The following is a 24,482-nucleotide window of genomic DNA, read 5'->3' as shown; positions in this document are numbered from 1 at the left end:
CACGCGGTCATCCTAGGGTCAACTGCCGCCGGAAAAACAAATGACGATGGGTTGTTTTTTGCCTCTGGACCTTCCTGAACTTGGGCGCTAATCCAGTGTTCGTGGCCCAAGTGGCGGAATGGTAGACGCAGGGGATTCAAAATCCCCCGCCTTCACGGGCGTGAGAGTTCGAGTCTCTCCTTGGGCACCACATCTTCCGGTAAGCAAAGTGTATTGGCGATCCTTAAGGGTCCGGTCGGAGGCTGAGCCAGACCAGAAAGCCGATGAACAGGAACACATTGATGTTTAGAAGCGTGTCAATCAGGGAAGTGCTCATGGGCGGTCCTCGCGGGCCAGTGATTTGATCAGGCAGATAACCAGTACCGGAACGATGAAAACAAAGGCTATGGCCGACAAGGCTATGATCGACCGGACAAGCCCAATGTCACCGACAAATATCATCGCCAGCCCTAAAGCTCCGAGAATCGCCCCCCAGATTGTGCGTATGCGGGGCGAGGGGTTCTCGTCCCCACCGGTTCCGATCATCGCCAAGGTGAATCCGGCGCTGACCACACTGGTAATGACGAACAGAAATGCCGCCAAAACCGTTGCGGCCCTCGTCACGCCGTCCAATGGAAACCGTTCCAGCAGAGCAAAGGTCGTGGCGTCCAGATTTTGCGCGTTTATCGCAGACAGTTCTGCGTCTTGGCGCAGGGCGTCGTAAAAGCCTAAGCCTCCGAAGATTCCGAACCACAAGATCGAAAACAGGGTGGGTGCGACGATAACGCCTACCAGAAACTCACGAATGGTTCGCCCGCGCGAAATACGAGCGATAAAGATGCCTACAAAGGGAGACCAAGCTAACCACCAGATCATGTAGTTCAGCGTCCAGCCCTGAAACCAGTCGACGATGATATCATCGAAAAACTCGGCGGTCGAAAACCCGGCGGGTAGAACTTCGAACAGGTACCGGCCAAACCCGGCGACGATGTCGTTCATAAGGAACGATGTTGGGCCAAGCAGCAGCAGATAGATCATCATACTGACAGCAATCAGCATCGCGGCGTTTGACAGCAGCGCCATCCCGTCGCCAAGGTCCTTGCGCAGCGGTATAATGAACGCAACACAAAGCGCGACAAAGACCGGTATCGTCAGGGTGTCGGGGTTTTCAACTCCGATCAGGCCCGCCAACCCTGTCTGTATCTGGAAAACCCCCATGGCCATTGACCCGGCCAACCCCACAGCGATCGCAACGATTGATAAAAGATCGAACAGCCAGCCCAGGGACCGGGTCCAGCGCATATCGCCAAAAGTATCCAGTACTGGTGCGCTCAACAGCAAGGCCCTGCCTTTGCGATAGGCGAAATAGGCGATGACCAACGCCACGATTCCGTAAATGGCCCATGCGTGAAACCCCCAGTTAAGGTAGGTGACGAACATGGCGTAGCTGGCCGCTTCCGGCTCGTCGCGGTATTGCCGCAGTACTTCGAAGTGGGTCAACGGCTCGGCAGCTCCGTAAAATAACAGGCCGACGCCCATCCCGGCGGCAAAAAGCATAGCGATCCAAGCCGGGGTGGAAAATTCGGGCGTATCCGTGTCTTTGCCCAACCGAGTGTTCCCGAACCGGGAAAAGGCTAGAAAGAGCGCGACGAACAGCAACCCGCTGACCTCGAGCATGATAAACCAGCCGCGGCTGTTGAATTGAGTCGCCACTGCGGCAGCGGCCAATTTGCCCAGCCCTTGCGGGTCGGCTAGCCCCCAAACTGCGATGGCGGCACTTAGGGCAAGCGCAATGGCCAGCAGCGGGCTGAACGATGTTTTGTTCACGGCTTTTCGCCCTTTCTACTCCGTGTTTGAACGAACCAACCAAACCATTCCGTTAGGACCGGCCAATGGCTGAGTTTGAAGCGGTATACACTCAAATTCGACCGATGGGGAAACTTTGGCAAATTCCGTCATATATGCGGATTGAGGACGTTACGTCACGTGCAGGGGTTGACAAGATTAGTGTCTGAATGAAACGTCGTCTAAGTTGGGAGATTTTGGAATTTCAGATGTTTGACCCTGTTGCATGATAGGGTGGCTTGCCGTACCGGCATGGTCCCAGATGGGGGGCCGCTGACATGTCTCTCATCCACAATAAGAGTTTGGGAGTTCTCAAAAATGAAAAACAGCAGCAAGCTAAGCCTTGGCGCGTTTGTCACGGCAGCCATGATGGCTCCGGCGGCTTATGCGGAAGAATTCATCACCATCGGTACCGGCGGTGTGACTGGCGTGTACTACCCGACCGGTGGCGCGATCTGCCGTCTGGTGAACAAAGGACGCAAAGAGCATGGCGTTCGGTGCTCGGTCGAGTCAACCGGCGGATCGGTTTACAACATCAACACCATCCGCGAAGGCGAGCTGGAGTTCGGTGTGGCCCAGTCCGACTGGCAGTACCATGCCTATAACGGCACTTCGAAATTCGAAGATGCTGGTGCGTTTGAAAACCTGCGCGCTGTGTTCTCAGTCCACCCCGAGCCGTTCACTGTTGTGGCGCGTGCCGATTCCGGCATCAGCAGCTTTGAAGACCTTAAGGGCAAGCGCGTGAACATCGGCAACCCCGGTTCCGGTCAGCGCGGCACCATGGATGTGGTTCTGGACGCCATGGGCTGGACGATCGATGATTTCGCCCTGGCATCCGAACTGAAAGCAGCCGAACAGTCGGCAGCCCTGTGCGACAACCAGATCGACGCGATGATCTACACCGTGGGCCACCCGTCGGGCTCGATCCAGGAAGCCACCACCGCCTGTGACTCTGTTCTGGTCAACGTAACCGGCGACGCGATTGAAGGCCTGATCGACGGCAACTCGTATTACCGCACCGCGACCATTCCGGGCGGCATGTATCGCGGGTCGGACGGTGACACCACGACCTTTGGTGTTGGCGCGACTTTCGTGACCTCGGCGGATGTGTCGGAAGACGCGGTCTATGCGGTTGTCAGCTCGGTTTTTGAAAACTTCGACGATTTCAAAAAGCTGCACCCGGCTTTCGCCAACCTCAAGCCTGAAGAAATGATTTCCGACGGTCTGTCGGCTCCGCTGCATCCGGGCGCCGAGAAGTACTACAAAGAAAAAGGCTGGATTCAATAATCCAGACCTGATGCGGAGTGCCTTCGGGCGCTCCGCTACCCAAGCCCGGCGTAACCGGGTAGCGAATAAGGCCAAAAAGGTCGCATGACGGGGAGACATCCTGATGAGTTCCGACACCCAATCCAATCGCCCTCTATCCGAAGAAGAGCTACAGGAGCTTGTAGCCTCGTCCGATGCAGGGGGGCGTAATCCGGTTGGCAGTGTCGGGATTTTTCTGGCTGTCGTTGCAGCGCTTTGGTCGGTGTTTCAGGTCGTTCTGGCCTCGCCGATTTCCAACGTGGCTCTGCCGGGCAGTGTGGTGAACAACTCGCGCCAGATCCATCTGGCTTTTGCGATGTTCCTGGCCTTTGCGGCCTATCCGGCACTGAAATCCAGTCCGCGAAACTACATTCCCATTCAAGACTGGATCATGGGCGCTCTTGGGGCGTTTGTGGCGCTTTACGGGTATTTCTTCTACGACAAAATCGTAAACGCCGGTGGTCTGGCGGATGATACCGACAAGTGGATCGCGCTGGGTGGTCTTTTGCTGCTGTTCGAGGCCGCACGCCGCGCGCTTGGCCCGGCTATGGCAATCATCGCGACGATCTTCCTGCTCTATGTGTTCTTTGGTTCCTCGGAATGGGTGCCCGAGGTGATCCGCTGGAAGGGCGCAAGCCTGAAAAAAGCCATGAGCCACATGTGGATCACGTCCGAGGGCGTGTTCGGAATCGCGCTTGGTGTGTCTACGAAATTCGTTTTCCTCTTCGTGCTGTTCGGCGCATTGCTGGATAAGGCCGGGGCAGGGAATTACTTTATCAAGATGGCCTTTGGCGCTCTTGGCCACCTGCGGGGTGGTCCGGCCAAAGCGGCAGTTGTTGGGTCGGCCGCAACCGGCCTGATTTCGGGCTCGTCGATTGCGAACGTGGTGACCACCGGCACCTTTACCATACCACTGATGAAGCGGGTGGGCTTTTCCAGTGAACAGGCGGGTTCGGTCGAGGTGGCGAGTTCGGTGAACGGACAGATCATGCCGCCGGTGATGGGGGCTGCGGCCTTCCTGATGGTGGAATATGTGGGCATCTCCTATGTCGAGGTGATCACCCACGCCTTCCTGCCCGCCGCGATTTCCTACATCGCGCTGGTCTATATCGTTCACCTCGAAGCCGTGAAGCGCAACATGCCCACGCTGGGCAATCGCGAGGTGCATCTGGCGCGGACCGTTGTCGGGATGCTGTCCTTTTTCCTAGTGTTTGCAGGGCTGTGCTATAGCTCACAATTCCCGGTCGAGGCGGTCACGGCGTGGGCTCCGTCTGCGGCGGGGCTGATCCTTAGCCTGATTGTGTGTGCGGTCTATGTGGTCCTTCTTTATCTGGCTTCTCAGGTCCCGGATCTGGAGCCGGACGATCCAAATGCCAAAGAGGTAGAGCTGCCCGTTATCGCCGAAATTTACAAAGCGGGTCTGCACTATCTGCTACCGATCATCGTGCTGGTCTATTTCCTGATGATCGAACAGAAATCGCCCGGGTTGTCGGCGTTCTGGGCCACCGCGCTGCTGTTTGTAATTCTTGTGACGCAGAAGCCGCTCAAGGCAATCTTCCGGGGTCAGAGCAACCTTTACGACACTTTCATCGACGGCGTGGCCGATCTGTGGCAGGGTCTGATCGACGGCGCGCGGAACATGATCGGCATCGCGCTGGCCACCGCCACGGCGGGCGTGATCGTGGGCACCGTGACGCTGACCGGCGTGGGGCAGGTGATGGCCGATCTGGTCGAGTTCCTGTCGGGCGGCAACCTGATCCTGATGCTGGTGATGGTCGGCCTGCTCAGCCTGATTCTGGGCATGGGCCTGCCGACCACTGCGAACTATATCGTCGTCAGTTCTTTGATGGCCGGAGTGGTGGTTGAGCTGGGCGCACAAAGCGGGCTGATCGTGCCGCTAATCGCCGTGCATCTGTTCGTGTTCTATTTCGGTATCATGGCTGATGTGACGCCGCCTGTGGGTTTGGCCAGCTTCGCTGCAGCCGCCGTTTCTGGGGGGGATGCGATCAAGACAGGCTTCACCGCGTTTTTCTACAGCCTGCGCACCGTAGCGCTGCCATTTGTGTTCATCTTCAACACGGATTTGCTGTTGATCGACGTCACTTGGGTCGAGGGCATAATCGTCGCTATATTCGCGACCATTGCCATCCTCGTCTTCACTGCGGGGACAATGGGCTATTTCCTGACCCACAGCCGTATCTATGAAAGCATCGCGCTGATCGCTGTGGCTTTTGCACTGTTCCGACCGGACTACTTCATGGACCGGATCGCGCCTCCGTACACATCGGTCGAACCGGCTGCTTTGGTCGAAACGATCGGCCAAACCCCACCGGGAACCGAGATGCGACTGGTCGTTGCCGGCCCCGATTTTGACACGCTTGAGATGACTGATACCACGGTCGTCGTGACCGTCGGCGACGAAGAGGGCGGCGAAGCGCGGGTTGAAGCTTTGGGGCTGTTGCTGATCCCAGAGGATGGGTTGGTCAAACTAGAAGAACCCTTGTTCGGTGCGCCGGTTGCCGATGATCTGGACATCTTTGACTATTACGGGGATGAGGCGGTCCGTCTGACCTCGGTCAGTGTTCCGTCCAGCCAGCCTCCGAAACAACTGATCTATATCCCGGCGATGATATTCCTGGGTCTGATCGCCTTCCTGCAACGTGGCCGTGCCACCAGACAAGAGGTGCCCGCATGACAAACTCTGTCCTCTGTGCCGTTGACATCAGCAATGGTGATCTGGATGTCCATGTCCTCAAAAAAGCGGCTGCCTTAGCCCAGATGGAAGACGCGCAGCTTGATGTTGTAACTGTTCTGCCGGATTTCGGCGAAAGCTGGGTGTCCGGTTTCTTTCAAGCCGATTTCCATGAAAAAGCGTTGGAAGAAGCGCAGACGAAACTGACCGATATGTGTGTCGCGGCGCTGGGTGCGGAACGGAACGAGACTGTTCGCCATGTGGTTGCAACCGGTACAGCCTATCAGGAAATCCTGAAAACGGCCGATAGTGCCGGGTCAGATCTGATCGTGATCGGAGCGCACAAACCGGATTTCAAGGACTACCTTCTGGGTCCGAATGCGGCACGGGTAGTGCGACACTCTAACGTCTCGGTTTTTGTCGTTCGCTAGTCAGTATCCGGTCATTTCAAGGTAGCCACGACCGCTGTGGCTGCCAGTGACGGTAACCGGACCCTCCCAATATTCAAACATCGTCGCCATCCAGGAATCCGGTGTCATAGCCGATACCTCGACATCAAGATCGCGATCCGGCAGCGTGACCTGCCACTGAATGGGCACATCACGATCAGCCACCCGCGCCGTGTCCAACGGACGGACCCGTACAGCACCATCGGGCAAAGAGGTGGTTGTACCGTCCGGGGCAATCCACGTGGCGGCGGTAAAGTCCCCACGGCCCCCCCTTAGGCGGAAGGCCATCAGCTTGTCACCGTCATCGAAGCTGAGGGAAAACCAATCCCACCCGGTCTGGTCGGCGGCCAGCGGCTGCGATGACCATTCGCGGTCCAGCCAGGCTTGCCCCGTGACAGCGATATCGCCGTCAGGCAGCCGCAGCGTCCCTTCAACGGTGTAGAAAGGTTGCGAGTAGTAGTAACTGGCTTGCCCGTCTGCTGATTTGACGGAATACCCGCCGTTTCCGTGGAAAACCAACGGACCCTGCGCGTCGAGGGACACATCATACCCAAAATCCACCCCCTGAGCGCGGAGGTTCAGGCGATCCAGATCGTCTCCCTGCATGTACCATTCATCGATCCACGCCACGAACGGGTCGGCTGTGACGCCCGCCTGACCAATACCGCCACGCGACAGGCGCTCTGCAAAGTAATGCGCTTCGGGTGTGGTGACAGCTGCGTGGCCCATCCAGATTTGAGGGCTTTGCCACCCTTCGACTTCGTTTGGTCTGAGGGCCGATCTGAACAGGGTCCATTGCAAACCATAGCTGCGCCCATCCTCTCCGGTCAGGTTTGCCGTTAGATACCACCATTCGATCCGGTATGACGGGTGCGGACCGTGATCTTGCGGAAAGCTGAAATCATAACCTTTTTGAGGTACGTCGAACCCTTCTGCCGAGCCGCCCAAACCGGCGTAGCCTTGGCTCTGTGCCATGCTTGGCAACAGCAAAGTCAGTATCAAGAGGACATATTTAACGCTCATTGGCGAACACCCTTAAAAGGTCGGCGGGCGGCAGTCGTAACAGGCGAAGTGCAGGCAGAGCAGCCGCGATGAGAGCGGCCACAAGGGTGAGCACCAGAAGATAGACCCAATCCGATGGAAACAGATACATCGGCAATCGCCAGCCGAAGGCCTCGACATTTATGACCGCCAGTAGGGTCCATGCCAACGCCAACCCAAGCGGCAGCGCGAAAACCGCCGTCAGCGCCGCAAGCAACACGCTGCGCAACAGCTCTAGCCGGGCTAGACGCGCTCGTGTTAACCCCAGCGCCCAGATCGGCGCAATTTGCGGCAAGCGCTGCGTCCACAGTGTCAGCAGGCTTGTCAGAAGCGCAAATCCCGCGACACCAAGTGTCAGGATGTTCAGCGCCGAAGTGACGACGAATGTTTTTTCAAAAACCGCCACGGATTGCGCCTTCATCGCCGCCTGTTGAACGACCGACCGCGATGGCAGATCAAATCGGTCACGCAAGGTCTGGGCCAGTTCCGTTGCCCGATCTTCAGGGACTCGGATGCCAAAGCCACGGATTTTCGCCCCGGGGGAGATTTTATCAAGGCGATCCATCGAAACGATGGCTTGTCCGGTGGGGTTGCCATAATCAGAATACACCCCTGCTATGGGCAAACTGAGGTTCGCGCCAAGGCTTAGAACGTCACCCGGCCAAAGGTCTTCGCGCCGGGCCAATTGTTCATTGATCAAGATTGCAGTTCCACCCATCACACGGTCCCACGTTTCTGATGAAGACGCGATCAGGGGCCATTTTTCGCGATAGGTCTGATCGTCGACAACGCCGTACAAAAACAAAGGTCCCGAGCTATGGGACAGCTCCACGTTGCGAATAGGTAGTAATGCGTGCACTTGTGGGGCAAGCCATTCGGCAATCTCTTGCGCCTGTTGTTGATCGGAAGGTGTCAGGTACAGTTCGGACGTCAGGCGTTGATCCAGCCATCCGGTAAAGGTCAGTCGAAAGCTGGACACCATCGTGCCCACACCGACATTGGCAGCCAGGGCCAGCAACAGGGCCATCAAGGCCAAGGACAGACCGGGAAGCTGAGCGCGCATGTCGGACCATACCCATTGGGCGATCGGGCCTGTTGCACGGCGTTGCAGCACTTGCAGCGCGAGGGATAACAACGTTGGCAAAATGAGCGCGGCACCGACCAGACAGCCGGCGACCATGGCAAAACCGCTTACCAGGCCTCCGACCAGAAGGTGCGCTGCGACACCGCCGAGGATCGCCAAAGCGCCCGCAATAGGGGAAAGCCACCTGTCTGACGAAGCTACACGCCACGTCTGAAGCCCAGCGCCCGACAGCAATGGCATTCGGGACAAGCGGAACAGGGCTTGCCCGCTGGCAAGCAAGGTGCCACCGACGGCCATCGCAAGGCCCGCCAGAACCCATTCAGGTTGCAAGGCGATCTGGCCACTCACAGGTGCCCCGTACAAACCGCGCAAAGTGGCTGCTACATCGGGCAGCAAGGCGCCTGCAATGAAGAACCCAAGCATCAGGCCAAGGATGCCTCCGACGATGGCAAAAAGGGTCAGTTCCGCCATGATCATCCACACCAGTCGCCGCATCGAGACTCCAAGTGCCCGTAAGGTGCGGATCATTGCGCGCCGCTGAGCAAAGGCAAGTCCGACCGTACCGTGGACGATGAACAGCCCAACTGCAAAGGACAGCAATCCAAAAGCTGTCAGGTTCAGATGGAAACTGTCGGTCAGTTGGGCCGTGTCCAGTTGCGAGGCTGCGTCTATCCGTTCCAGAGACGGAGCGACGACGGCAAGATCTGGCAAGTTGCGCGGTTGGTTCGGTAGGATGATGACACGGGACAAAAGACCGGGGCGGTTCAGCAAAACCTCGGCCACACCTATATCTGTCAGGATCAGGTCTGATGGAAGGTTATCGGTCACCACTATTGGTGGCAGGTCTTGGGTTCCAGTTAGCAACGTTGCCAGCTCAGGGTGTACCAGCAATCGGCCCGGAGCGGTCAGTATCTGGGCCGGATCAGGAGGAGTTTCGCCTTCCTCCATCTGGGTGACTGCGGGCAGGGCAGGGTAGCTAAGCATATCGACACCCAGCACCCGAACCGTGCGGCCGTTTATGCGCATCGAGCCCTCCAGCGCGGCGGCCACTTGCCATCCTGCACGCCTCAGCTCGGTGTAGCGCGCTAAGGGAAACAGGCCCGAGGGCTCTTGAAGGGTATCGAATTGCCCCAGAGCCAACTGGTTGTTCGCCCTTTGATAACTGGCCCTGGCTTCGGCATTGATGGCTTGTACAGCCGACCACAGCGCTGTTGCCAGCGCGATCCCGATCAGAAGGGTGGCGAGTTGTATTCGATGTGCGCGCCAATGGGACAGCAGGGCCTGAATAACGGCTTGCGTCATGCTATGCGACCACCTCTGAGATGCGCGCGCTTGTCCAGCCGGTCTGCAATCTTGCTTGAATGTGTCACCAAAAGCAGAGCGGTCCCTGTCTCGGAGACCAGCGACAACATCAGGTCCAGAACATTCGCGCTGGCGGTTTCGTCGAGATTGCCCGTCGGTTCGTCGGCAAGCAGCAGCTTGGGTCGAGACGCCAGCGCGCGCCCGATAGCGACGCGTTGTTGTTGTCCGCCCGACAGGGTCTCGGGGTAGCGATCCAGAAGATCAGACAGGCCCAACCGGTCGGCCAGATGGGCGTTCCAGTCTTTATCCTCTTGCCCCGCAAGCCGGGCGTGGAAGGATAGGTTTTGCCTGACCGTCAAAGACGGAATCAGATTGAACTGCTGGAAAACAATCGACAGGCTATGCCGGCGTAGATCGGCCCGGCCGGGGTCGTCGAGCGACGACAAACCTGTGCCATCCAACGTGATCTCTCCGTCTTCGAAACTGTCCATCGCCGCCGCGAGGTTCAGAAGGGTGCTTTTGCCGCTGCCGCTTTCACCGGTCAGCGCCAAAGTCTGGGCCGTGTCCAAGTCAAGCGAAACACCCTGAAGCACCGGACGTCCTCCGGGATAGGATTTTCGAACATTCTCGATTTTCAGCAGCATTCTGATCGCTCTCTTACCGTGCGCCACAATGTGGACCCAACGCAGCCGGAGTCCAGCGCTGACACGGATTCGTTTCCATTCGTCGCAGCGGATCACGCAGGGTTGTCCCGATGGGCCTAACCAGTCATTGTTGCAGAGCTTTTTCAGAAGGCAAAACGAGATACGGACACATGACCTTACTTGAACAGATCGTATGGGGCAGCATCTATCTTGGGATTTGCTTCGTTTTGGAAATCATTCTGCTGACATGGTGCACGCAGGTAATCCGCATCTTTGCGTTGCGACTGGAGAACAGCAAAAGGTTTTTCACCATTGCAGCTCCGTTATGTGTGGCACTGGTGTTTATCGTCGCGATCCATACGTTTCAGGTTTGGCTATGGGCGGTGGTCTGGATCCTGGGGGATATTCTGCCCGACTGGAACACAGCGCTGTATTTCTCGTTGGTGACGTTCACGACGCTTGGGTATGGCGACATCGTCTTGGGCGAACCTCTGCGTATCTTCGGTGCTTTCGCGTCGGTGACAGGTTTGTTGGCCTTTGGTCTGTCCACAGCCTTTATGGTGGCCGTGATGACGCAGGTCTTCAAAGAAGAGCTTATGGGTTAAAGGATCGGCGCAAACAGGCGCGCCAGGGGCGATCCGAACCGGATATAAGCGCGCTGGTCGGGCAGGTTCCGTTCAAGCTCATAACTGTTGTCAAAATCGTTCTTAAGCATTTCGGCGACGGCCTCGGAGGCCCGGCTGTCAAAAAACAGGGCCATCGCTTCGAAATTCAGCCGGAATGAACGGTTGTCCAGATTTGTCGTACCCACGGCAGCAAGAGTGTCGTCCACCACGAACACCTTTTGATGCATAAACCCGTCCGTGTAGCGAAAAACACGAGCACCGCAGTCCCGGATTTCGTCGAAATAAGCAAAGGCAGCCAGCCATGGAAGGCGGTGGTCAATGACTTCGGGGACCAGAATGCGCACATCGACGCCGCGCAGGGCAGCATGTTGAAGGGCCGTCATCACATCGATATCTGGAACGAAGTATGGCGAGGCGATCCACAGGCGTGTTTTGGCCTCGGCGATGGCGGCAAAAAACATCATGGCTCCGGTCTCGGTTTCGTCGCCTGGGCCGGTTGCCACAAGAAGGGCGTTCATGTCTTGATCAGACTCCGGCCCTGCCCAGACCAGTTCGTCAATCAAGTCTTCTTCATGCGCCCAGTGCCAGTCTTCCGTGAAAATCAGTTGCAGCTGGCGGACAATGTGGCCGGTCATCCGGATATGCGTGTCCCGCCAATGACCAAAATGCTTGTCCTGGCCCAAATACTCGACACCGACGTTGTGACCGCCGATGAACCCGATCTCACCATCAATAATCACTGTCTTTCGGTGATTGCGATAGTTCAGCTGAAACCGATGCTGGGGGCCGCGGCGATCACGCGGGTTGGCGATTTCGACACCTGCATCGCGCAACTTGTCCAAATAGGCTGTCGGCAAACTGTAGCTGCCAACCGAGTCCGTCATAAAGCGAACACTGACGCCTCTTTCCGCTGCAGCGATCAACTTGGCTTGCAAACGCTGCCCCAAAGCGTCGTCGCGAACGATATAGAACTGAATAAGAACGTAGCTGCGCGCTGCGTCAATGGCCTCGAAGATCGCATCGAATGTGGCCTGTCCGTCGACCAGCAACTGTGCACCGTTGCCGCGCGACACAGGCAGATGGGCCAAAGCCTCGAACGGCTTTGGGTTTATGTTCATCGTTTTGGGGTCGGGTTTAGAAAAATCAGCGAAGGTCTTGATCCCCTCGACCACGCTTTCGCTTTGCTTGCGCGCGATGCGGTAGCCCCGAAACCGGTGATGGCCCAAAAATAAATACAGCGGGACACCAAAAACAGGGGCCGAAATCAGAAAAACCACCCAACCGACGGCCCCTTGTGGTGTTCTTGCTGTTTGAGCCGCGCGTAAAGCAAAGATGGCCGCCGTCACGTAAAGGCAAAAGACGGCAACAGAAACAAGCAGTGTCCACATCGTGTTAGCGGCCCTTCTTCAATCTAGTCGGAGCCAGTGTAGACGCGTTTCCAATCCTCGGCCATATCTACGATCACCCAACCCATATCCGGCCCCTTGTCCAACCCGTCCACCAGTTTCCCGATTGGACTTTCACGGTCATAGGCCCATTCACGCGCCGCGTCTGTATGATGGATCAACACTCCTAGCCTTGGTCCGTCTCCGGCAGTTGTCCATTCAAGCATTGCGAAATCTCCGTCGGAGTTGCCCGCGGCAAAGATCGGCCGCCGCCCGATAGTGCGTTCGATGTTGATGGGCTTGCCTTCTTTGTCGTCGATGAAGGCGATGCCCGGCGATTTGACGATAGCCGGTTTGCCATCCAACGTTTCGTAGGTCGAAGCAGAATAGGTACCCAACACCTGTTCCGGCGGAATGCCATAAGCTTCTTCGGCGAAGACACGCATGAAATGCAACCCACCTCCGGACACGATATAAGTTCGAAATCCTTCATCTCTGAGGTAGCGAAGAAGCTCCACCATCGGTTGATAGGTCATCGCATCATAGTTTAGGCCGGTTTCAGGATGTTGTGCGGTGTTTAGCCATTCCTCGACCGCCACCTGGAATGCGTCGACGCTCGTACCAGAATGCGACGCGTTGATCACTTTGATCAGCGCGTCATGCCCACCTTCAGCGATGGCTTGCACATCGCGTTTGGCGGCGGCTTCTAGAACAGGGCTGCTCAGAATGGTCGGATCTGCTTCAGCCATTTCTGACAGACGGTCCATTGCAAAAATGAGCTGAAAATAGACAGGCTGTTCCGCCCAAAGGGTGCCGTCATTGTCAAAAACGGCAATTCGGTCGGCCGGTGTTACATAGTCCATCCCCTGGGGGTCAGTGACAGAGCGTACAAAATCGATAATGCGGGCCTTGGATTCGGCATCCTGCCAACTGGGCAGCGGATCAGCATAAGCAAAAACCGCGGAAATCGAGAGAAGCCCAGAGAGAAGAACGGCTTTCATGATCAATTCCTTATGTTTGAAAATCGCAAGGGGCCGTTGTTGTTGAAACGGCCCCCTGAAGTCTTGCTGTCGACATTAGTTGTTTGTCGGAGTGGCCAATTTTTCCATCACCTGATCCAGATTGAAGCTGGCAGCTTTCTGGCGTGGAGGGAACTCTTGGAATGTTGCCAAGAAGTTACCGACATATTGCTGGGCAGGTACCAAGAAGTACGCTCGATCCAGCAGCCAGTCGTAATAGGTGTTGGACGTCCGATAGGCGCGTTCATATGGGTCGCGACGCAGGTTGATAATCAGAGGGATACGAAGCTCTGTCCACGGTTCGATCCATGCGCGCAGGGTTGCCCATGCTTTCTGCTCAAGGAAGATCAGCTTCCAATCATCAAAACGCAGTGCCGTAAGGTCGCCATCATCCGAGAAATAGAAGATTTCACGACGTGGGCTTTCAGCCGCCTCACCAGTCAACAACGGTAAGATGTTGTATCCATCCAGATGCACTTTGTAGTCACGGCCCATAGCAGCCGAGCTATATCCGGCTTTCAGCTTTTCTTTGATATCTGCGTCACCGGCGACCGCCAGATAGGTTGGCAACCAATCCATGTGATGCACGATCTCGTTTGTGACGGAACCGGCTTCGATTTTGCCAGGCCACCGCACCATCGACGGCACGCGCCAGCCACCTTCCCAGTTGGTGTTCTTTTCACCCCAGAATGGCGTTGCGGCCGCGTCTGGCCACGTGTTCATGTGCGGGCCGTTGTCGGTCGAGTAATGCACGATCGTGTCGTCGGCGATGCCAAGCTCATCCAGTAAATCCAGCAATTGGCCAACATGTATGTCATGCTCGATCATACCAGCAGTGTACTCGTCTGCCACACCGCCAAAGATCTCGTTCGCCTGGGCGCGCATTTCGTCTTTGACATGGGTTCGGAAGTGCATGCGAGTACCATTCCACCAGACATAGAAGGGTTGACCCTGTTCGTTCGCGCGCTTGATGAAATCAATTGCCGCAGCGACCGTTTCTTCGTCAACCGTCTCCATACGCTTTTTAGTTAGCGGGCCGGTGTCTTCGATTGTTCCATCGGCTTTGGACTTAATGACGCCTCGGGGACCGTAGGCTTCGCGGAACGTGCGACCGTCAGCAAGAACAGCATCACCGGGGTAGTCTTCATTTTCCGGTTCTTCTTCGGCGTTCAAATGATACAAATTTCCGAAAAACTCATCAAAACCGTGGTTTGTGGGAAGATGTTCGTCCTTATCGCCAAGGTGGTTTTTTCCGAACTGCCCGGTTACATAGCCGTGGTCTTTCAAAAGCCCAGCTATGGTGGGGTCTTCGACCTGCATACCCAAATCGGCACCCGGCAAGCCAACTTTTGACAATCCAGTCCGGAATACCGACTGACCCATAATGTAGGACGAGCGGCCGGCCGTACAGGATTGTTCGCCGTAATAGTCGGTGAAGATCATGCCTTCCTTGGCTACACGGTCAATATTCGGAGTTTGATACCCCATCAGTCCCATGGTGTAGGCTGAGATGTTGGACTGGCCAATGTCATCGCCCCAGATCACCAGAATATTGGGCTTTTGGTCTTGCGCCCAAGCTGGCAGCGCCAAGGCCACGGCGAAAGTCGCCACAGCAATCCGGCGAAGCCCAATTCGCCAATTCATGGTCGTCAAACGTGGTGGTGACATGGTTTTCTCCCGATCTATATGGGTCGAAGGACCCAAAGAGTCTTGTTGAAAAAAAAGGTTCAACATAATGAAATTGAACCATTTTAGAAAATTTGCTCGACCTTTTGGCAGAGTAGCTCGTGAAGGAATCGAACTCTTTTACTGTATGGTAAAAGGTGGACTTTAAATTTATCATATGATCACATTGGAAATTACTAATGTTTGATAAAGTTAATAATATGAACCTCTTGCGGGAAGCCACTTGGTTTGCCGAGCGCTCGCAATGTTTCCAGGAAGATTTATTGAACTGCGGGATGGTGCGGGCGTTTGAAACTGGTGAAACGCTTTACCATCACGGTGATCCGGTCAATGGGCTGTACGCTGTGTTGGATGGTGGGGTTTTGTTGGCCGTTCCTGCAGATGATGGACAGGACTTAGTCTTTCACCGCCAAGGAGTTGGTTTCTGGTTTGGTGATCTGGCAATGTTCGCGAACTCATTCAGATTGATGAGTGTCGTGACAACTTGCGAGACCACAGTACTGTTTTTTCCAAGTGCGCGGATCAATAGCCTTGTACAGAAACATCCGGACTACATCCGAGATTTCTATGCATTGACCCACTACAATATGCGGACTGCTTTGAGGGTTATTGCCAACCTTCTTGTAACCGGGGCCGAGAAAAGGGTGGCTCTTCGGTTGCTTCATCTGGACGAGGGAACGTCCAAATACGATGGCTGGATCATAGTATCTCAGGAAGAATTGGCAGAGATGGTGGCTGTTTCCCGTCCTACGCTACACAGAAGCCTTCACCGATTAGAGGATTTGGATTTAATTGAAATCGGTTACGGCCGCATCCTGATAAAAGACAGGGCGGCCCTGTTTTCAAATTGCCAAACCTGAACTCAAGGATTTAGCGGCGGAAGTACCGTCGGTTTACGCTTTGTGCTCTTTGACAACGAGCCGATAGCCGCGATGGCACCTGGCCAATCCGGCTCAGCACCCGATTTCGTTGCAGCGTATCTTGTTGCGGATATCGCAGCCAAGTGGCGTTCTAAAACACTGGTGTCGACCGTTTCCACCGTGCGCGACTTCCATAAATCCAATGCTGAATAGGCTTTTGACAGGTCCTGTTCATTTAGCGCAGTTCTTAGTTGCGCTAACGCGAACTCCGGCGACGCATTGTAGATTTGTGCTTGCACCTTGCGCCTGCGTCGATACCACGGAACCATCAAACGAAATACGGCAGCCAAGACTAACGTAAAAAATATAACGTAGGGAGTGACCTGCAGAAGGTTCCGTATGTCAAATTGTTGCTTGGCTGGCCCCGTCAATTGCAGGTCTATTGCTGGTACCTCGGCTGTTTCAACACTGTCGGATTCAAGGTTATACCAACGCAAGGTTACAGGCGGCAGCGTCGTATTTCCTGCTGCTTGGGCAAGATAAACCACCTCGTCAACGCGCTGGCCCGAAAGGATCCCACGGTCCTCGGATTCCGAAAACCGCGGGTCTTTCGGGTAAGCCTTCAGCAGCGGATCGTCCAAATCCGCCAAAAGCGGGGGTATTAGTATTGAGCTGGTTCCATAAATATTTGCCGTTAACTTGCGCGTAATGGCGTCTCCAGCATGTAGTTCGGAAGGCCCTTCGATGTCTTGGTTTAGTTCAAAGCCGTTGGCGATGATCAGAGGGTCCAACCCTTGTGCGCCTTCCGGCACTTCGACTGACAAAGAGATTTTCGGAAGCGTTACGGTGCTTTGCACGGGCTTGTTCGTGTCAGGATCCGCAAAAGTGACTTCGACATCTTGCTCGCCAAAATCCAATTGGCCGGGTGTCAAAGGGTAAAGTCGATAACTGCGCTGGACCCCGGACCAAGTTTTACCATCTACTGTGTCACTTACTGGGCCCGAGGCGCGCTCAGGCAAACGAACCAGTAGATTTTCTTGTTCAAGGGACGGAAACACCGGCGGGGACGGCATGAAGGTTGGAACAAGAACTTTCACACGAACCAGGGCGGGTTGGCCGACGATAACACTTTCTTCTGGAACTTCGACAGACACGCGTGGTTCACCGGAGCTTTCCGATTGTGGTAGCGCGACTGATGGAGCGACCAAACATATGAGAAAAACCAAGTATCTCATTGTTTTTGAGCCTGATTGTCCAGAAGGAAACGGTTGCGCAAGAAATCCTGCATATCAGTGTCAATCGCACTGATCCATTGATCCGCTGGCAACGGAGCAGACCCGTCTACCAGCGCTTGGGCGGTCGTATCTTGGCCGCGTCCATCCTCATTATCGAAAACGGTGTCGTCCGCTCCGATACCTGCTTCTTCTCCGGTGTCGGACTGCTCTCTGGTGGTTTCAACATAAGCAAGAATAGCCTGTGAAACTTCAAGGTTGTGTTGTGCCTCAGGCCAGCCTGGTCGCCTCACCAGAGCAGTTTCGAACGCGGAAATTGCAGGCCGGTATTCTCGGTTTCGAATTCTTGCCAAGCCTTCTGCAAATGCGGCCTCTGGGGTGTTTAACTGGGTCAAAACGGTGATCGCCTCGGGGTATTTTCCCGCTTTCAACAGTGCATAACCTTGGTGGTACGGGTCTTCGAATAGGTCAGCAGCCTTTGCAAACTCTTTGTTATTCAGCGCGATTTGCCCCTGTTGATCCGGTGTCAGGAACCAATCTCGCCAACCTTCGGCCCGGGCTGGACCTGACGGAGAAGCTAAGAAGCAAGACAGCAATACCCACTGTATTACCCAACCGCGCCTAAACCACAGCAGGCACAACAAGGCCGCGGGCCAAGCAAAAATCCACCCCTGATCGCGCCATTTCACAAGGTCGTTGTCGTCCAGCGCGCTGGAATAGGCAGACCTGATAAACCTTTGTAATTGCCTGATGTCTTGATCATCGTTTGAGAATTGAACAACTTGTGCACTTTCACGATTGTCCAATTGAACGACTGTGTCACCCTCAGGAAGCATGGTCAGAAACAAAAGCTGAGTTTCGGTTGTTTTCATGATTTGCAGCTGGGATGGTGCTATATCATCCAAGACAAAAAGGATGGCTCCTGGCGTTGTGTTGCCTTGCAGTATGTCTTCGCCAATTGCCAAAGCGTCAGCGGCTGAGTCCCCGTCTTTGGGCATGACTGCCGGTTCCAAACCTTCAAGCAAGGGGCGTAGGATATTGGCGTCCTCAGTCAAAGGGGCTACGCGGTGCGGTGACCCGGCATAAGCCACGAGCGCGGTCTGAGCACCGGCGCGAGCGTTGATGAGATCGGTGATTTTGAACTTTGCGCGCTCTAATCTGGAGGGCGTTAAGTCAGAATTCTCCATACTTTCCGCTACCTTCAGCGTAATTACTAAAGGAGCGGTATCAGCAATCAATGGGTTTTCCATTCGAGACCAGGTCGGGCCTGCCGCAGCCAATACAATAAACGCGCTCGCTATCATCGCGACGTCAGCTGGGTAAACTCCGCGGGTTTCTGCAGCGCCAACCCGCAACGCTTCTGCAAGGTGCGGGGCGATACTTTCCGAGAAATCCTGTTTCTGTGATTTCTTGGGGCGGGTTATCCCCCAAAGAAAGAGGACTGGGATAAGAAAAAACAGCCAATACGCTCGAATAAAATGAAATTCCGCCAGTGCCTCAATCATTGGGGCCACCTGCGGTGCTGAAAAACGCTGAGATAGGTTGAGATCGCAAGAATCACAATCACCGCGGCCAACATCGGGTATTGACCGAGGTTTTCCCTTTGGCGGAAACTTTGCGTTTCTACGATCCTTGGGTTTTGCGCATCGATCTGCCGGTAGACATCGGTCAGGGCTTCTTCATCATCTGCAAAAAAGTACTGGCCACCCGTGCGTTCCGCGATATCCTGCAATGCCTGAAGATCGACACGGTCTTCTCCGGTCGCGCTCGGATCGCCGACGCCAATCGTGTACACGGCAACCCCTTTCTCGGCCGCAATGGCGGCTGCATTGATCGGGGCCATCCTGCTGGATGTGTCGGCTCCGTCGCTTAGGACGATCATCATACGCTGATCAACGTCGCTGGATTCGAACGTACGAATGCCCAAGCCAATAGCGTCACCAAGTGCGGTGTTGGGGCCTGCCATTCCAACCGCGGTCTGATCAAGAAAGCCGTTTAAGCTTTTGGTATCCTGCGTAAATGGGGCTTGTATGAAGGCTCTGGTGCCGAAGACTATCAAAGCCATTCGATCACTTTCACGTTCGGATATGAAAGTGCGCATGACATCTTTCACAGCCTCTAACCGTTGTTTCGGTGTGCCGTCGGTTGACGTGAAGTCTCGCTGATCCATTGATCCTGAAATATCGAGCGCCAGAACAACGTCGCGCGCGGATTTTTCGAGTATTATCGGGTCAGCCAGTCTTTCAGGTCGCGCAAGTGCCAGTACCAGAAGAAACCAGATTAGTATGATTGTTAGCTTGGGTAGTCTGGCGCGATTGCGTATCGACGAACCGGACCGCGGCTCTATGCCACTCGCTTTAGCCACCCGGCGGAAAAAAGGTATTCGGATCGAAGCCGCTTTTTCGCGATATGGCGGAGCGAACCAATAAACGACCGCAGGTACCGGTAAAAGAAGGAAGGCCCAAGGCGCAGCGAAGGAGATTACCATGACACTCCTTCAACACGATGTGTTTTTATCCATTTTTTCGCAATTTCAGCGACTTCTGGATCATTCCTCGTCGCTTTGTAGGGCGCTTCGGTAAGAACATGTCCTAGGGCATCAGGAAAGACCGCAGCCGAAGATCGGTTCAGGAAATCAATCCACTCTCGACCATAGAGACCTGCGACCAGCGAGCGCGGATATACCGCCAGTGCCGTTCGGCGCAAAACGTCGGCAATTTGGGCTACATCGCCTTGAGCGTCGTCAATATTTGCTAGAGCCAATCGGCGGTATGCATTCAACTTGCGGCGCCGACGTATCAGTAGCGCCGCGCAAAGAACTGCAAAGATTAGTAAAACCGCCAAAATTAACCACCCCACGGTTTGCGGTGTCATCGCGATCACCTGTGGCTCTGGCGCGGGTTTCAGCATGTCCAGCAGCTCGACAAGGGACTTGCCTTCGACGTCGGCACTCATCTCGGACCTCCGCCATGACCGAACAGTTTCAGAAGTTGTCCCAGCGCTGGTTCAGCAGTTGTCAACGGAACGATGGGGAACCCATATCTTAGGGACCATTTGGACAACTGGGCCAGCCGATCTTCCATAGCCTCTCGGATTCGCTTTGCCAGATCGGGGGTCGAGCCATCGATTTCGATCTGCTGTTCTCCATCCGAGACGGTCAGCCTTGCCTCGGTCGGAACTGTATGTGCGCTGGGATCAGAAATGTTAAACAGGATCAGGTCGTTTGCGTGTGACAGTCTGCGAAACAGGCTTTCCGAGTTCTGGTCCACACCGTCGAAATCAGAAAATACGCAGACTAGCGCATTGGTGTGAGCGATACGCGCTGCCTGCTTCAAAACTTCGTTCAACGTAACGGACGTTTCGAACCGCAAATCTGCATTCAGATTGCAGTTCATGGCTCCGACGGAAGTTAGAAATCGCATAAGCGCCGCCGCACGTCTTTGAGGGCGGTGTTCTGCTAGACCAGTGTCACCGAACACAATACCTCCTACGCGGTCGCCCTGCGCCAAAACACGATGCGCTGCGATTGCTGCTGCCTCTGCGGCCACAACAGATTTCATGAATTCCTTGGTTCCGAAAAACATCGAAACCCTTTGATCAACCAACAACAGGACAGGGCGGTCACGCTCTTCGGTGTAAACGCGGACGTGGGGGGCACCTGTTCTGGCGGTAACTTTCCAGTCAATAGTTCGAATATCGTCGCCGGGCAGGTAGTTGCGCAGTTCTTCAAAATTAAGACCGCGTCCGCGCAATCGCGAGGAATGCCGCCCGTTCAGGATCGAACGGGCTGGTTGTTTTGGCAGCAAGCTAAGCCCGGTAGACCTGTCACCAAGTTGCAGCAAGTGCTGCGCAGTCACATGGATGCGGGGATCAGAGGGATATGTGGCATTTCGGGCCACGGCGCCAGCTTAGGGCAGGGCCACAAGGCGAAGAATTTCTGCGACAACATCGTCAGCCGTTTTCGCCTCGCCTTCGGCTTCGAAACTAAGTGTAATGCGGTGTCTGAAAACGTCATGCGCGATGGCCCGGATATCAGCAGGGTCCACATAGTCGCGCCCGTTCATCCAGGCGTGCGCACGCCCGCATTTGTCGAGTGCCAGCGAAGCGCGCGGGCTTGCACCTATCTCAATCCAGTTGGCCAAGTCCTCGCTGAACTTGTCTGGTGTTCGTGTCGCTTGCACCAGATCGGCCATATACCTGTCCATTGCGTCTGACACATGTATTTGTCCAATTTCCGCCCTTGCGGTGAACACAGCGTCTTGAGGGATCGGCGCAGGAGCTTCGGTTCGGGATGAAGAAGCGGTGGCGTTGTCTTCACCGCGCACAAGCCGAATGACCTCGACTTCGTCTTCGACGAGTGGATAAGTGATCTGTACGTGCATCAGGAAGCGGTCCATCTGCGCTTCGGGCAGGGGGTAGGTCCCTTCTTGCTCGATGGGGTTCTGGGTTGCCATCACTATGAATAACGGGTCCATCGTGTGGGTCGTACCCGATACCGTGACCTGACGCTCTTCCATGGCTTCAAGCAACGCGGCCTGAACCTTTGCCGGCGCTCGGTTAATTTCGTCCGCCAGAACAATATTGGCAAAGATGGGGCCCGGCTCGAAGCGGAATGTTCCGCCGTCAGGTGTTTGTTGAAACACTTCAGTTCCGGTGACGTCAGACGGCAAAAGGTCTGGAGTAAACTGAATTCGGCTGAACTGGGCATCCAAATTACGGGCCATTGCTTTGACGGCCCGGGTTTTCGCCAAGCCTGGCAAACCTTCGATTAGCAAGTTTCCGTTCGCCAAAAGTCCGATCAACAGGCGGTCGATCACGTCGGACTGGCCGATAATAGACTGCCCCATCCGAGATTTCAGATCATTTATTTGATTGTGTGCATTCATTGCTTATTCCAGTTGAATCTTCATGCTGCAGGGATGCAATGGGGATAGTAACGGTTGCTCGGAATTGCGCTGTGCTAGCATCAGGTTAGCAGCCCGCTGCGTTTCGTTCCACTATGGAATTCTTGCCCTGATGCGAGTCAGACTAGCGGACAATTCAGAACGAACTGGTCCAAGGTGTGGCTTGTCCCGAAGCGTTTTTACCCAGTGTTCGGGCGGCTGTTTTCCCCCTCCGCGGCTCCATGTCAGGGATTTGAGGATAATCTGCGCATTTGCATCCAGAGCGTCCGGTATTTCATACCCATTTAGCGTTGCCCAAACGCCGCTCCATAGGCGGGCAACTGACCACGGGTTGTAGCCGCCGCCACCTAAAACAAGGAACCGCGGCGCCAATTTCTGCAAACTCGACACTGCCCTCCAATGCGCATTATTGGACAAGGTCAAACGCGAGAGGGGATCTTCGGCCACAGCATCGGCACCGCATTGAAGAAGGATGGCTTGAGGGCGAAACGCAGCGGCGGCTGGTAGTATCAGCTCTTCCAGGATGGCAAAGAATTCGTCGTCATTCAGGCCCCGAGGGACGGGCAGGTTGAAAGCCGCTCCTCCCGCAGTGTCATCCAGTGTTCCACTGAATGGCCAGCGGCGCTCTTCATGAATTGATATCATTCTGACCTTAGTAGAACCGTGGAACGCAGCCTCGACTCCGTCGCAATGATGGGCGTCGATATCGACGTAGACTATCCGGCTCAGTCCGTAACGGATGAGGGACTGAATCGCCAAGACAGGATCATTGAGGTAGCAAAACCCGTTGGCTCGGTCGGATAGACCGTGATGAGTGCCGCCGGCAGGGTTAAAGACAATACCGCCATCGCGGATTAGTTCCGCACCCAGCATCGAACCACAGGCAGCGGTGGCTGGTCGACGATACATCTCGGGGAAAACCGGGTTGGACAGGGTGCCCAGCCCGTGTTTTTGTCGGGTTTCGTCTGATACGAATTGCGACGCCTCTGCCTTTTGCAGCGCATCGATGTATTCAGGCGTATGAAACGCGTGCAGCGCCTTTGGTTTGGCGCAGGGGCTCACGCGATAATTTTCAGCCTTTAGCCAGCCCAACGCGCGACACAGATCAATGACTGTTGAAACGCGGGGAATCGCTAGCGGATGTTTCGCACCGTAGGTGGACTTCCGAAAGATTTCGGCACCAATGAACAGAGGGTGCTGCATCGCTTCAGGTTTCTGTGTTGCCCTGATCATCCCAAATCCGACCGTCCAGCGACATCAAAACCGCGATTGGGCGCAAGGCGGGGATATGGCTGAATACGATCAGGATGCAGACCGTTAAAGGCACACTCAGGAACGCCCCTATCATGCCCCAAACTGTTGTCCAGAAAGTCAGAGCCAGGATCACGAGGAAGGTCGACATATTAAGTGACCGGCCCAGCATCGCCGGGTCAAGGAAGTTGCCGATAGCGAACTGAATCGTCCCGCAACCGAATACGATGATCAGGAAAGGGCCGATGGTTTCGAATTGAACCAATGCAATCATGGCCGGAAACACCACGGCAATAATCGACCCGATTGAGGGGATGAAGTTCAGTGCAAATGTCAACACGGCCCATGTTTCGGAATATTCTAGACCAAGAACTCGGAACACCGAGTAACTGATCCCCGCCGTAATTAGACTGATGAAGGTTTTCACGCCCACATAGCGTTGCAGGCTGAACGAGATCGCATCCAACACCGCAGCGAACTCGGCACCGGTTTTTGGGTTCCCGGCGGCTAGCCGGATTTTCTTGCGAAAGGCCAGTCTTTCGGCCATCAAAAATGCGACGTAAAGGCTGATCAGGAAGAATTGGTTCAGCAGTGATGTGGCGCTGCCCAGTAGTACGCGCGCGACATAGGTCATGTCGATATTGATCAGATTGTCGCGTATGAAGGTTGTTACATTGTTGCCCACAAGTCCGGTGATCCGATTGACGGCTCCGTCGAATTGGCTTTCGTAGTCGCTGATCGAGCGTGCGAACTGCGTCGCCTGACTGCCCAGAATATACATGATCATGAACAACCCTGCCAAAACCACGGTAACGCCTGCAATATTGGCTAACCAGACAGGCGCGCGGGTCAGGGCGATCACACGGTCGCTAAGCGCTATGATCAGAACGTTGATCAAGAGGGCCATGGTCAACGGGATTAAAAACGCCGCCCCCGCATAAAGCGCAAGCACTGTCAGTGTCGCCACAATGGCCGCGTCGCGCACGACCGCCAATTTTAAACGTGGCGAGGACGTGGAGTTTTCTGGATCCAGGGTCATTCAGCTGCCTGTGACGTTGCAGGTTGGATTACCTTGATCCTGCACAGACCGGAAAATTATGCAATGCATCCAGATGTTTGGGTAAGTTAATTTGCCCATTTTGGGGTTTTGACGGTTCTGTGATCGCGTTGGGCGGGTT

20 protein-coding genes and 1 tRNA gene are annotated in these 24,482 nt (G+C 55.2%); 6 read left to right on the top strand and 15 right to left on the bottom strand.

The features are described from left to right. Positions 1-104 precede the first annotated feature (104 nt). A tRNA-Leu gene (locus ABWV79_RS01315) sits at positions 105-190 on the top strand. Positions 191-312: 122 nt separating this feature from the next. Here the strand turns inward: ABWV79_RS01315 and ABWV79_RS01310 are convergent. Then, complete coding sequence (locus tag ABWV79_RS01310; protein WP_353389910.1) at positions 313-1,806, bottom strand: BCCT family transporter; 1,494 nt, start codon at positions 1,804-1,806, stop codon at positions 313-315. Positions 1,807-2,142: 336 nt separating this feature from the next. Here ABWV79_RS01310 and ABWV79_RS01305 point away from each other — a divergent pair, with 336 nt between their 5' ends. The 3 genes from ABWV79_RS01305 to ABWV79_RS01295 all read left to right on the top strand — a co-directional run bounded on the left by ABWV79_RS01305 (position 2,143) and on the right by ABWV79_RS01295 (position 6,252). Next, positions 2,143-3,111 carry a TAXI family TRAP transporter solute-binding subunit gene (locus ABWV79_RS01305; RefSeq protein ID WP_353389907.1) on the top strand — a complete coding sequence of 323 codons (969 nt, stop codon included), beginning with the start codon at positions 2,143-2,145 and terminating at the stop codon, positions 3,109-3,111. A gap of 103 nt (positions 3,112-3,214) precedes the next feature. Next, positions 3,215-5,824, top strand: coding sequence for a TRAP transporter permease (locus ABWV79_RS01300; protein ID WP_170354261.1), 2,610 nt, complete (start codon positions 3,215-3,217; stop codon positions 5,822-5,824). Beyond that, positions 5,821-6,252: a universal stress protein gene (locus tag ABWV79_RS01295; RefSeq protein ID WP_170354260.1), complete on the top strand. Its 432-nt coding sequence runs from the start codon at positions 5,821-5,823 to the stop codon at positions 6,250-6,252. Before ABWV79_RS01300 ends, ABWV79_RS01295 begins: the two co-directional genes overlap by 4 nt. On the opposite strand, the gene ABWV79_RS01290 is transcribed toward ABWV79_RS01295, so the two are convergent. From ABWV79_RS01290 to ABWV79_RS01280, 3 genes are read right to left on the bottom strand one after another with little or no spacing between them, the layout of a single operon-like run. Then, positions 6,253-7,293: a lipocalin-like domain-containing protein gene (locus ABWV79_RS01290; protein WP_353389903.1), complete on the bottom strand. Its 1,041-nt coding sequence runs from the start codon at positions 7,291-7,293 to the stop codon at positions 6,253-6,255. After that, positions 7,283-9,697, bottom strand: coding sequence for an ABC transporter permease (locus ABWV79_RS01285; protein WP_353389900.1), 2,415 nt, complete (start codon positions 9,695-9,697; stop codon positions 7,283-7,285). The genes ABWV79_RS01290 and ABWV79_RS01285 overlap by 11 nt, the downstream gene beginning before the upstream one ends. Then, positions 9,694-10,341 (bottom strand): ABC transporter ATP-binding protein, encoded by a 648-nt coding sequence (locus ABWV79_RS01280; protein WP_353389897.1) that lies wholly within the window; start codon positions 10,339-10,341, stop codon positions 9,694-9,696. Before ABWV79_RS01280 ends, ABWV79_RS01285 begins: the two co-directional genes overlap by 4 nt. Before the next feature lie 170 nt (positions 10,342-10,511). Here ABWV79_RS01280 and ABWV79_RS01275 point away from each other — a divergent pair, with 170 nt between their 5' ends. Next, entirely contained in the window at positions 10,512-10,946 is a 435-nt protein-coding gene (locus ABWV79_RS01275; RefSeq protein WP_170354256.1) for an ion channel, read from the top strand. Here ABWV79_RS01275 and cls read toward each other — a convergent pair. From cls to ABWV79_RS01260, 3 genes are all read right to left on the bottom strand, one after another. Then, a complete protein-coding gene (gene cls, locus ABWV79_RS01270; protein ID WP_353389895.1) occupies positions 10,943-12,355 on the bottom strand; it encodes a cardiolipin synthase in 1,413 nt (470 codons plus the stop codon). The two genes, ABWV79_RS01275 and cls, sit on opposite strands and share 4 nt — an antisense overlap. A gap of 23 nt (positions 12,356-12,378) precedes the next feature. Further along, a complete protein-coding gene (locus ABWV79_RS01265; protein WP_353389892.1) occupies positions 12,379-13,353 on the bottom strand; it encodes an HAD family hydrolase in 975 nt (324 codons plus the stop codon). Between the two features lie 75 nt (positions 13,354-13,428). Continuing rightward, positions 13,429-15,015, bottom strand: a complete 1,587-nt coding sequence (locus tag ABWV79_RS01260; protein WP_502949846.1) for an arylsulfatase — start codon at positions 15,013-15,015, stop codon at positions 13,429-13,431. 221 nt (positions 15,016-15,236) lie between these two features. Between ABWV79_RS01260 and ABWV79_RS01255 the strand changes: the two genes are divergently transcribed. Further along, a complete protein-coding gene (locus tag ABWV79_RS01255; protein WP_353389887.1) occupies positions 15,237-15,917 on the top strand; it encodes a Crp/Fnr family transcriptional regulator in 681 nt (226 codons plus the stop codon). Positions 15,918-15,919: 2 nt separating this feature from the next. Here the strand turns inward: ABWV79_RS01255 and ABWV79_RS01250 are convergent, their stop codons facing one another. The 8 genes from ABWV79_RS01250 to ABWV79_RS01215 form a co-directional block, all read right to left on the bottom strand. After that, positions 15,920-17,071, bottom strand: coding sequence for a hypothetical protein (locus tag ABWV79_RS01250; protein WP_353389885.1), 1,152 nt, complete (start codon positions 17,069-17,071; stop codon positions 15,920-15,922). Positions 17,072-17,148: 77 nt separating this feature from the next. After that, positions 17,149-18,654: a VWA domain-containing protein gene (locus ABWV79_RS01245; RefSeq protein WP_353389882.1), complete on the bottom strand. Its 1,506-nt coding sequence runs from the start codon at positions 18,652-18,654 to the stop codon at positions 17,149-17,151. After that, entirely contained in the window at positions 18,651-19,637 is a 987-nt protein-coding gene (locus ABWV79_RS01240) for a vWA domain-containing protein (RefSeq protein WP_353389880.1), read from the bottom strand. Before ABWV79_RS01240 ends, ABWV79_RS01245 begins: the two co-directional genes overlap by 4 nt. Continuing rightward, positions 19,631-20,104, bottom strand: coding sequence for a DUF4381 domain-containing protein (locus tag ABWV79_RS01235; RefSeq protein ID WP_353389877.1), 474 nt, complete (start codon positions 20,102-20,104; stop codon positions 19,631-19,633). The genes ABWV79_RS01240 and ABWV79_RS01235 overlap by 7 nt, the downstream gene beginning before the upstream one ends. Then, complete coding sequence (locus tag ABWV79_RS01230) at positions 20,101-21,048, bottom strand: DUF58 domain-containing protein (protein WP_353389874.1); 948 nt, start codon at positions 21,046-21,048, stop codon at positions 20,101-20,103. The genes ABWV79_RS01235 and ABWV79_RS01230 overlap by 4 nt, the downstream gene beginning before the upstream one ends. A gap of 9 nt (positions 21,049-21,057) precedes the next feature. Continuing rightward, positions 21,058-22,035, bottom strand: coding sequence for an AAA family ATPase (locus ABWV79_RS01225; protein WP_353389871.1), 978 nt, complete (start codon positions 22,033-22,035; stop codon positions 21,058-21,060). A 111-nt stretch (positions 22,036-22,146) separates the two neighbouring features. Then, entirely contained in the window at positions 22,147-23,286 is a 1,140-nt protein-coding gene (locus ABWV79_RS01220; RefSeq protein ID WP_353389869.1) for an acetoin utilization protein AcuC, read from the bottom strand. Continuing rightward, positions 23,261-24,343 (bottom strand): AI-2E family transporter, encoded by a 1,083-nt coding sequence (locus ABWV79_RS01215; RefSeq protein ID WP_170751318.1) that lies wholly within the window; start codon positions 24,341-24,343, stop codon positions 23,261-23,263. Before ABWV79_RS01215 ends, ABWV79_RS01220 begins: the two co-directional genes overlap by 26 nt. Positions 24,344-24,482 lie beyond the last annotated feature (139 nt).

This window comes from Ruegeria sp. HU-ET01832, from assembly GCF_040371315.1.
Lineage (GTDB): Bacteria > Pseudomonadota > Alphaproteobacteria > Rhodobacterales > Rhodobacteraceae > Ruegeria > Ruegeria lacuscaerulensis_A.
The sequence above is the reverse complement of the archived record's forward strand: the minus strand, read 5'-3'. Positions and strand labels throughout refer to the sequence as shown.